General features: G+C 70.3%; 5 protein-coding genes. 1 reads left to right on the plus strand and 4 read right to left on the minus strand.

The genetic code is table 11. From position 1 onward, the window contains the following. Window positions 1–104 precede the first annotated feature (104 nt). The 4 genes from AOK22_RS21790 to AOK22_RS21805 form a co-directional block, all read right to left on the minus strand. Window positions 105–1,370, minus strand: coding sequence for a sugar ABC transporter substrate-binding protein (locus AOK22_RS21790; protein ID WP_244164917.1), 1,266 nt, complete (start codon window positions 1,368–1,370; stop codon window positions 105–107). 365 nt (window positions 1,371–1,735) lie between these two features. Further along, window positions 1,736–3,196, minus strand: a complete 1,461-nt coding sequence (locus tag AOK22_RS21795; RefSeq protein ID WP_055700389.1) for a glutamate synthase subunit beta — start codon at window positions 3,194–3,196, stop codon at window positions 1,736–1,738. Beyond that, a complete protein-coding gene (gene gltB, locus AOK22_RS21800; RefSeq protein WP_079036736.1) occupies window positions 3,189–7,757 on the minus strand; it encodes a glutamate synthase large subunit in 4,569 nt (1,522 codons plus the stop codon). The genes AOK22_RS21795 and gltB overlap by 8 nt, the downstream gene beginning before the upstream one ends. 308 nt (window positions 7,758–8,065) lie before the next feature. Then, complete coding sequence (locus tag AOK22_RS21805; RefSeq protein WP_055700391.1) at window positions 8,066–8,797, minus strand: VIT1/CCC1 transporter family protein; 732 nt, start codon at window positions 8,795–8,797, stop codon at window positions 8,066–8,068. Window positions 8,798–8,983: 186 nt separating this feature from the next. On the opposite strand from AOK22_RS21805, the gene AOK22_RS21810 reads away from it, so the two are divergent. Next, on the plus strand, window positions 8,984–9,985 hold the full coding sequence (locus AOK22_RS21810; RefSeq protein ID WP_055700392.1) for an ADP-ribosylglycohydrolase family protein: 1,002 nt from the start codon (window positions 8,984–8,986) through the stop codon (window positions 9,983–9,985). Window positions 9,986–10,182: the final 197 nt, after the last annotated feature.

Here is a 10,182-nt window from a genome sequence, read left to right on the forward strand (position 1 = left end):
CCGGCCCGCCGCTGACGAGCGTGTCTTTCACGGTGTCGTGTCTTTCACGGTGTCGTGATCTTTCACGAGGTTGGCGTCTGAGACCGTGGCGAACTCGCCGTTTCCTACTCGTCCTTGGCGAAGATCGCGTCCATGTCCTTGGCGGCCTTGTCCGCCGCTTCCTTGACCGACGCCTTGCCGGTGAGGATCGACTGGACCATGCCGGGGATGACCTTCGAGGCCTGGATCTCGCCGTACGCCTTGGTCTTGGGGACGGTCGCGCCGGCCTCCAGCATCTGCTTGGCGAACGGCTCGACCAGCGGGTCCTTCTTCGCCTCGATCTTCTTCAGCTCGGAGTTCTGCCCGGGGAAGTAGTTGGTCTGCTCGGCCCACTTGGCGGCGAACTCACCGGTGGTCAGCATCTTCACGAACTCCCAGGACAGGTCCTTCTTGTCCGTGTTGAACGTGGACAGGTAGGAGCCGCCGAGGAACGACTTGCTCATGCCGCCGTTCTCGCCCGGGATCGGCACGGCACCGAGCTTGCCCTTGAGGTCGGGGTTCTTGTCGACGATGGCCTTCGGGGTCCAGTTGCCGCCGATGGCCATGGCGACCTCACCCTTGTTCCAGGCGTCGCCGACCTCCTTCTCCGTCCAGGTGTTGACCTTGGCCGGGGAGACCTTGTCCTTGGTGGCGAGGCCCGTGTAGAACTCGATGCCCTTGATGGCATCGGGCGAGTTCACGCCGGACTTCCACTTGCCGCCGGACTCGGTGGCCAGCTCGCCGCCGGCGCCCCAGATGAAGGGCGCCGCGAACATCTCGGCGCCGCCCGCCACCGGGAAGGAGACGAGCTTGGGCTCCTTCTCCTTGAGCGTCTTGGCGGTGGCCTGGAGCTCCTTCCACGTGGTCGGGGGCTTCAGGCCGTGCTTCTCGAAGATGTCCTTGCGGTAGACGATGCTGCGGACGCCCGCGTACCAGGGCATGCCGTACTGCTTGCCGCCCAGCGTGCCGGCGTCCTTGAGGCCCGCGACGAGGTCGTCGTTCAGGCCGGACTTCTTCACCTGGTCGGTGACGTCGACAAGGGCGCCCGTCTCGGCGAACTGCGGCACCCAGGTGGTGCCCACCTCGGCCACGTCGGGCACCTGGTCCTCGCCGCCCTCGATGGCGGTCGTGAACTTCTTCTGGGCCGTGGCCCACTGCTGGTACTCGACCTTGATCTTGGCGCCGGTCTTCTTCTCGAAGGCCTTCCCGGCCTCGTCGAAGAACGGCCGGGCGTCGGGGTTGGTCCCCTCCATGATCCACACGGTGAGGGTCTTGCCCTTGCCGTCGGTGGCCTTGTCGCCCGAGTCGCCGTCATCCCCACCGCACGCCGTGGCGGTCAGTCCGAGACTCATGGCGATACAACCAGCGGCGATGACACGTCGATTCATGCCGGCCCCCTCCAGGTTCCGATTGGTGGGAGCGATTGTGGTCACACAGGACGGAGGCGGTCTAGACCCATTGGGATAAGCGGCCGAACCGTAATGAGGGTTGCGAGTGACGCAACATACGCTCATGCCATTGCGCACCACGCAACGCAGCCGTCACGCCGCCGCGCCCGTGCGCGTCGCGCCGCATTGACGGGAAGGCCCGCGAACGCCACGGCGCCCGCCTCCGTCCGGTCGGGGACAAAGCGGGCGCCGCGTCAGTTCCGCACACCGTTGTGCGGGACGTATGAGGGGTCGTACGGACGAGGCCGTACGGGAAGGAACCGTAGGGGTTAGACCGTCAGGGAACGGTCCGTCGGACGGATCGGGGCCGGAAGATCACTCGCACCGGTGAGGAAGCGGTCCACTCCGCGCGCCGCCGAGCGGCCCTCGGCGATCGCCCAGACGATGAGCGACTGGCCGCGGCCGGCGTCGCCGGCGACGAAGACACCGGGGACGTTCGTCTGGAACTCGCCGTCGCGCGCCACGTTGCCGCGCTCGTCGAGCTCCAGGGCGAACTGGTCCACGAGGCCGTTCTCGCGGTCCGTGCCGGTGAAGCCCATCGCCAGGGTGACGAGCTGGGCGGGGATCTTCCGCTCGGTGCCCGGCTTCTGGGTCAGCTTGCCGTCGACGAACTCCACCTCGACCAGGTGCAGGAACTGGACGTTGCCGTCCTCGTCGCCCTCGAAGTGCGTGGTCGAGACGGAGTAGACCCGCTCGCCGCCCTCCTCGTGCGCCGAGGTGACCTTGTAGAGCATCGGGAACGTCGGCCACGGCTGGTGCGGGGCGCGGTCCTCGCCCGGCCGGGGCATGATCTCCAGCTGGGTCACGGAGGCCGCGCCCTGACGGTGCGCGGTGCCCACGCAGTCCGCGCCGGTGTCGCCGCCGCCGATGACGACGACGTGCTTGCCCTCGGCGGAGACGGGCGTGGTGACGTAGTCGCCCTCCTGGACCTTGTTGGCCAGGGGCAGGTACTCCATCGCCTGGTAGACGCCCTTCAGCTCCCGCCCGGGGACGGGGAGGTCACGGGCGGTCGTGGCGCCCGCCGCGATGACCACGGCGTCGTACCGCTTGCGCAGCTTCACCGCGTCGATGTCGCGGCCGATCTCCACACCGGTGCGGAACTTGGTGCCCTCCGCGCGCATCTGCTCGATGCGCCGGTTGATGTGCCGCTTCTCCATCTTGAACTCGGGGATGCCGTAGCGGAGCAGTCCGCCGATGCGGTCGGCGCGCTCGTAGACGGCGACCGTGTGGCCCGCCCGGGTCAGCTGCTGGGCGGCGGCCAGGCCCGCCGGGCCCGAGCCGATGACCGCGACGGTCTTGCCGGACAGGCGCTCCGGCGCCTGCGGCCTGACGTCGTTGGAGTCCCACGCCTTGTCGATGATGGAGACTTCGACGTTCTTGATGGTGACGGCCGGCTGGTTGATGCCGAGCACGCACGCCGCCTCGCACGGCGCCGGGCACAGCCGGCCCGTGAACTCCGGGAAGTTGTTCGTGGCGTGCAGCCGCTCGGACGCGGCCGACCAGTCCTCGCGGTAGGCGTAGTCGTTCCACTCGGGGATGAGGTTCCCCAGCGGACAGCCGTTGTGGCAGAACGGGATGCCGCAGTCCATGCAGCGCGAGGCCTGCTTGGAGATGATCGGGAGGAGCGAACCGGGAACGTAGACCTCGTTCCAGTCCTGGACGCGCTCGCCGACGGGACGGCTCTGCGCGACCTCACGGCCGTGGTTCAGAAAGCCCTTGGGATCAGCCATTGGTCGCCGCCTCCATCATCTTCTCGGTGATCTCGGTCTCGGAGAGACCGGCTCGCTCGGCGGCGTCCTTGGCGGCGAGCACTGCCTTGTACGTGCTGGGGATGATCTTGCTGAAGCGGTCCACGGCGGTGTCCCACTCCGCGAGCAGCTTCTCGGCGACGGTCGAGCCCGTCTCCTCCTGGTGGCGGCGCACCACGTCGTGCAGCCACTGCTTGTCGGCGTCGTCGAGCGTCTCGACCGCCGCCAGGTTCCCGGCGTTGACGTTGTCGCGGTCGAGGTCGATCACGTACGCGATGCCGCCCGACATGCCGGCCGCGAAGTTGCGGCCGGTCTCGCCGAGGACGACGGCGTGGCCGCCGGTCATGTACTCGCAGCCGTGGTCGCCCACGCCCTCGGAGACCACGGTCGCGCCGGAGTTGCGGACACAGAAGCGCTCGCCGGTGCGGCCGCGCAGGAACAGCTCGCCGCCGGTCGCGCCATACGCGATGGTGTTGCCCGCGATCGTCGAGTACTCGGCGAGGTGGTCGGCGCCGCGGTCCGGGCGGACGACGATCCGGCCGCCCGAGAGGCCCTTGCCCACGTAGTCGTTGGCGTCGCCCTCCAGGCGCAGGGTGACACCGCGCGGCACGAAGGCGCCGAACGACTGGCCCGCCGAGCCGGTGAAGGTGATGTCGATGGTGTCGTCGGGCAGACCGGCCCCGCCGAACTTCTTCGTCACCTCGTGGCCGAGCATCGTGCCGACCGTGCGGTTGATGTTGCGGATCGCGACCTGCGCGCGCACCGGCTGGGCGTCGTGCGCGCCGGACGCGGCGAGCGCGTCGGCCGAGAGCTTGATCAGCTCGTTGTCGAGCGCCTTCGCCAGGCCGTGGTCCTGGACCGTGATCTGGTGGCGCACGGCGCCGGCCGGCAGGTCGGGCACGTGGAAGAGCGGCTCCAGGTCCAGGCCCTGCGCCTTCCAGTGGCTGACGGCCCGGGTGGTGTCGAGCAGCTCGGCGTGGCCGACGGCCTCCTCGATGGAGCGGAAGCCCAGCTCGGCGAGGAGCTCGCGCACCTCCTCGGCGATGAACTCGAAGAAGTTCACGACGTACTCGGCCTTGCCCGAGAAGCGCTCGCGCAGCGCCGGGTTCTGCGTGGCGATGCCGACCGGGCAGGTGTCGAGGTGGCAGACGCGCATCATGACGCAGCCGGAGACGACGAGCGGCGCGGTCGCGAAGCCGAACTCCTCGGCGCCGAGCAGCGCGGCGACGATGACGTCGCGGCCGGTCTTGAGCTGGCCGTCGGTCTGCACGACGATGCGGTCGCGCAGGCCGTTGAGCAGCAGGGTCTGCTGGGTCTCGGCGAGGCCGAGCTCCCAGGGGCCGCCCGCGTGCTTGAGCGAGGTCAGCGGGGAGGCGCCCGTGCCGCCGTCGTGGCCGGAGATGAGCACCACGTCCGCGTGCGCCTTGGAGACGCCCGCGGCGACCGTACCGACGCCGACCTCGGAGACCAGCTTCACGTGGATGCGGGCCTGCGGGTTGGCGTTCTTGAGGTCGTGGATCAGCTGGGCCAGGTCCTCGATGGAGTAGATGTCGTGGTGCGGCGGCGGGGAGATGAGGCCCACGCCCGGCGTCGAGTGACGCGTCTTGGCGACCCACGGGTAGACCTTGTGGCCGGGCAGCTGGCCGCCCTCGCCGGGCTTGGCGCCCTGGGCCATCTTGATCTGGATGTCGTCCGCGTTGACCAGGTACTCCGAGGTCACACCGAAGCGGCCGGAGGCGACCTGCTTGATGGACGAGCGGCGTGCCGGGTCGTACAGGCGCTCCGGGTCCTCGCCGCCCTCACCGGTGTTGGACTTGCCGCCCAGCTGGTTCATGGCGATGGCGAGGGTCTCGTGGGCCTCGCGGGAGATCGAGCCGTACGACATGGCGCCGGTGGAGAAGCGCTTGACGATCTCGGAGACCGGCTCGACCTCGTCGACGGAGATCGACGGGCGGTCGCTCTTGAAGCCGAAGAGTCCGCGCAGCGTCATCAGGCGCTCGGACTGCTCGTTCACGCGGTCCGTGTACTGCTTGAAGACGTCGTAGCGGCGGTTGCGCGCGGAGTGCTGGAGGCGGAAGACCGTCTCGGGGTCGAACAGGTGCGGCTCGCCCTCGCGGCGCCACTGGTACTCGCCGCCGATCTCCAGGGCGCGGTGCGCGGAGGGAACGCCGGAGGCCGGGTAGGCCTTGGCGTGCCGGGCGGCGACCTCCTGGGCGATGACGTCGAGACCGGCGCCGCCGATCTTCGTGGTCGTGCCCGCGAAGTACCGCTCCACGAAGGCCTGCTGGAGGCCGATGGCCTCGAAGACCTGGGCGCCGCGGTAGGAGGCGACCGTCGAGATGCCCATCTTGGACATGACCTTCAGGACGCCCTTGCCGAGGGCGTGGATGAGGTTGCGGATGGCCTGCTCGGTCTCGATGCCGGGCAGGAAGGTCCCCGCGCGGACGAGGTCCTCGACGGACTCCATCGCGAGGTAGGGGTTGACGGCGGCGGCGCCGTAGCCGATCAGGAGGGCCACGTGGTGGACCTCGCGGACGTCGCCCGCCTCGACGAGCAGACCCACCTCGGTGCGCTGCTTGGTACGGATGAGGTGGTGGTGGACGGCCGCGGTGAGCAGCAGCGAGGGGATCGGCGCGTGCTCGGCGTCGGAGTGCCGGTCGGAGAGCACGATGAGGCGGGCGCCGGCCTCGATGGCGGCGTCGGTCTCGGCGCAGATCTCGTCGATGCGGTCGGCGAGGGCGTCGCCGCCGCCGCTGACGCGGTAGAGGCCGGAGAGCGTCGCGGCCTTCATGCCGGGCATGTCGCCGTCGGCGTTGATGTGGATGAGCTTGGCCAGCTCGTCGTTGTCGATCACCGGGAAGGGCAGGGTGACGGAGCGACAGGACGCGGCGGTCGGGTCGAGCAGGTTGCCCTGCGGGCCCAGCGAGGAGTGCAGCGAGGTGACGAGCTCCTCGCGGATGGCGTCCAGCGGCGGGTTGGTGACCTGCGCGAACAGCTGGGTGAAGTAGTCGAAGATCAGCCGCGGGCGCTCGGAGAGGGCGGCGATCGGGGTGTCCGTGCCCATGGAGCCGAGCGGCTCGCCGCCGGTCTTGGCCATCGGCGCGAGGATGATGCGCAGCTCTTCCTCGGTGTAGCCGAAGGTCTGCTGGCGGCGCGTGACGGAGGCGTGCGTGTGCACGATGTGCTCGCGCTCGGGCAGGTCGGAGAGCTCGATCTCGCCGGCTTCCAGCCACTCCTGGTACGGGTTCTCGGCGGCCAGGGCGGCCTTGATCTCGTCGTCCTCGACGATGCGGTGCTCGGCGGTGTCGACGAGGAACATCCGGCCGGGCTGCAGGCGGCCCTTGCGGACGACCTTGGCGGGGTCGATGTCGAGGACGCCGACCTCGGAGCCGAGGACGACGAGGCCGTCGTCGGTGACCCAGTAGCGGCCGGGGCGCAGGCCGTTGCGGTCGAGCACGGCGCCGACCTGGGTGCCGTCGGTGAAGGTGACGCAGGCCGGGCCGTCCCAGGGCTCCATCATCGTGGAGTGGAACTGGTAGAAGGCGCGCCGGGCCGGGTCCATGGAGGCGTGGTTCTCCCAGGCCTCCGGGATCATCATCAGCACGGAGTGCGGCAGCGAGCGTCCGCCCAGGTGCAGCAGTTCGAGCACCTCGTCGAAGGACGCGGAGTCGGAGGCGTCGGGCGTGCAGATCGGGAAGATCCGGTCGAGCTTCTCCTGGCCGAAGAGATCGGAGGCGAGCTGCGACTCACGGGCGCGCATCCAGTTGCGGTTGCCCTTGACGGTGTTGATCTCGCCGTTGTGCGCGACGAAGCGGTACGGGTGCGCGAGCGGCCAGCTCGGGAACGTGTTCGTCGAGAAGCGGGAGTGGACGAGCGCGACGGCCGTGGCGAACCGGCGGTCGGACAGGTCGGGGAAGAAGGGCTCCAGCTGGCCGGTGGTCAGCATGCCCTTGTAGACGATCGTGCGGGCGGAGAGCGAGGGGAAGTACGTCCCGGCCTCGCGCTCGGCGCGCTTGCGCAGCACGAACGCCTTGCGGTCCAGCTCAAGACCCGAGGTGTCGCCGTCGGCGACGAAGATCTGCCGGAAGACGGGCATCGTCGAGCGGGCGGTGGCACCGAGCAGCTCGGGGGCGACGGGCACGTCGCGCCAGCCGAGGACGGTCAGCCCCTCCTCCGAGGCGATCGTCTCGATCTGCGAGACGGCGGCGTCGGTCGTCCCGGCGGTGTCGACGGGCAGGAAGGCGATGCCGACGGCGTAGGCACCGGCCTCGGGCAGCTCGAATCCGGCCTCTTCGCGCAGGAAGGCGTCGGGGACCTGGAGCAGGATTCCGGCGCCGTCGCCGGAGTCGGGCTCCGAGCCCGTGGCCCCGCGGTGCTCGAGATTGCGCAGTACCGTCAGCGCCTGTTCGACCAGCTCATGGCTGGCAACACCGGTGAGGGTGGCCACGAACCCGACACCGCAGGCGTCGTGTTCGTTACGGGGGTCGTACATCCCCTGGGGGGCGGGGCGACCGTCCATGGGCGACCAGGCGTGGGTACGCATCGGCACTCCCGTCGTCGTCGTGGCATAGGCAATGAGCGAGGGACGACGTTGGCCCTGGCGAAATTTCGTGCAGGTTACATGATGGAACGCTTCTCGAAAAGCGGATAGCTCATTCCACCATGTGGACACCGCTCGCGCAGGTGGGGAGCGGCTCGGAGGGGACCTTTGCGGACAGATCAATGGCCGAAGGCCCAAAGCGACACAGGCCTCATTGCCCGCAGCGCTTACGGCTCATGCCCGGTGGTCATGGAATCGAAACCGCCGAGTAACGACTACTTATGCAAGGTCCCGCATAGGCCTGCACTGCCTTATCCTACGGCGGTCCCGAACAGGCTGCCCAGGGCGTACGTCACACCGGCCGCCGCACCGCCGAGCGCGAGCTGCCGCAGACCGCTGAACCACCAGGACCGCGCGGTCACCTTGGCCACCACCGCACCGCAGGCGAAGAGCCCCACGAGCGCGAGCAGCAGCGCGGGCCACAGCACGGTGGCACCGAGCAGATACGGCAGTACGGGGAGCAGGGCGCCCAGCGCGAACGCGCCGAAGGACGACACCGCGGCGACGAGCGGCGAGGGCAGGTCGCCCGGGTCGATGCCGAGCTCCTCGCGGGCGTGGATCTCCAGGGCCTGCTCGGGGTCCTTCGACAGCTGCCGGGCGACCTCGCGGGCCAGCTCGGGCTCGACACCGCGCGAGACGTAGAGCGCGGCGAGCTCCCGCTCCTCGTCCTTGGGGTGCTTGCGCAACTCGCGCCGCTCGACGTCCAGTTCCGCCTCCACCAGCTCGCGCTGGGAGGCCACGGAGGTGTACTCGCCCGCCGCCATGGAGAAGGCGCCGGCGGCCAGGCCCACCAGACCGGTCACGACGATGGTCTGCTGCGAGGCGGCGCCGCCCGCGACACCGGTCATCAGCGCCAGGTTGGAGACGAGTCCGTCCATCGCCCCGAAGACGGCCGGGCGCAGCCAGCCACCGTTCACGTCGCGGTGGGTGTGGTTGTCGCGGTGCGCCTCGTGCAGCGTCGCTTCGGTCTCGATGATCGCCATGGTGGTGAGCCCCCTCAATGTGCTTGGACAACGTCGAAAGTACGCGCGAAAAAAATCTCCCGCCAGCAAGGAAGGCCGTACTTACCTGCGAAAACGCGGGGTTCGGCGGCCCTTTTCGGCCGCCGCGCGAGGGGTGCGTCCGGGGTGCGGAAGGGGGTGCCCGAAGGGGTGACGTCGGCCCGTCGGATGCTCGCGCGCCGGGCACCGCGTGGGAGGGATACAGACGTGAGCGACCTCCAGGAAAGGGCGCGCGGCGCGCTCCTCGGCCTCGCCGTCGGCGACGCGCTCGGCGCGCCCGCGGAGAACATGAAGCCGTCCGAGATCCGGGCCCGTTGGGGCCGGATCACCGGTTACGTCGCCGAGCATCCGGCCGGCACGGACGACACGGAGTACGCGATCTTCTCGGGGCTCCTGCTCGCCCGGCACGGCTCGGCGCTGACCGTCGCCCATGTCGAGCGGGCCTGGCACCAGTGGATCGCCGACCTCGACGAGGGCCCCTTCCGCGGCGCGGGCTTCAGCGAGCGGGGCACGCTGGAGAACCTCCGCCGCGGGCTCACGGCGCCCATCACCGCCCAGCACCGGCACGCCTGGAGCGACGGGCTCGCGATGCGGGCCGCCCCCTTCGGGGTCTTCGCCGCGGGCCGGCCCGCCGAGGCGGCGCGGCTGGTGGCGATCGACGGCTCCGTCAGCCACGACGGCGAGGGCATCTACGGCGGCCAGGCGGTCGCGGCGGGTGTCGCGGCGGCGATGGCGGGCGAACCGGTGCGGTCGGTGGTGGCCGCGGCCCTCGCCGTCATCCCCGAGGACTGCTGGACGTCCCGCTCGCTGCGGCGGGCGGTGGCGGTCGCCCACCGCGGCGAACGCGCGGTGCGCTCCGCGGTGGTGATCGGCGGCTACCCCTGGACGGACCTCGCGCCGGAGGCGGTGGGGCTCGCCTTCGGGGCGTACGCGGCGGCGCGCGGGGAGTTCTCCGCGGCCGTCCTGACCGCGGTCAACATGGGCCGCGACGCGGACACGACGGCGGCGGTCGCGGGCGCGCTCTCCGGCGCCGCGTGCGGCGCCTCGGCGATCCCCCAGCACTGGTCCACCGCGATCGGCCCGGCCCGCGGCACCTGCCTCCCCTCGATGCGGGGCCACCACGTCCTGGACATCGCGGAACTACTGACACCGGACGAGGAGGGCCGATGACTGGTGCGGACGGATACGTCCCCGCTGCGGGCGAGCACTCCACACCCGCCCCCGCTGCGGACGGGCACTCCACACCCGCCCCCGCTGCGGACGGGCACTCCACACCCGCTCCGGCTGTGGGCAGGCGTTCCGCAGGGCGAGTCGGGCCTCCCCCGCTCGCGCGAAGCCGAGAGCTCGGGGAAGGGTGGGCACAGCCC

It is taken from the genome of Streptomyces silaceus (assembly GCF_001419745.1).
Lineage (GTDB): Bacteria > Actinomycetota > Actinomycetes > Streptomycetales > Streptomycetaceae > Streptomyces > Streptomyces silaceus.

Excerpts from the sequence above, each read along its gene's own strand:
- AOK22_RS21795 (WP_055700389.1), bottom strand. The coding sequence starts at position 3,196 with ATGGCTGATCCCAAGGGCTTTCTGAACCACGGCCGTGAGGTCGCGCAG.
- gltB (WP_079036736.1), bottom strand. The coding sequence starts at position 7,757 with ATGCGTACCCACGCCTGGTCGCCCATGGACGGTCGCCCCGCCCCCCAG.
- AOK22_RS21810 (WP_055700392.1), top strand. The coding sequence starts at position 8,984 with ATGCTCGCGCGCCGGGCACCGCGTGGGAGGGATACAGACGTGAGCGAC.
- AOK22_RS21805 (WP_055700391.1), bottom strand. The coding sequence starts at position 8,797 with ATGGCGATCATCGAGACCGAAGCGACGCTGCACGAGGCGCACCGCGAC.
- AOK22_RS21790 (WP_244164917.1), bottom strand. The coding sequence starts at position 1,370 with ATGAGTCTCGGACTGACCGCCACGGCGTGCGGTGGGGATGACGGCGAC.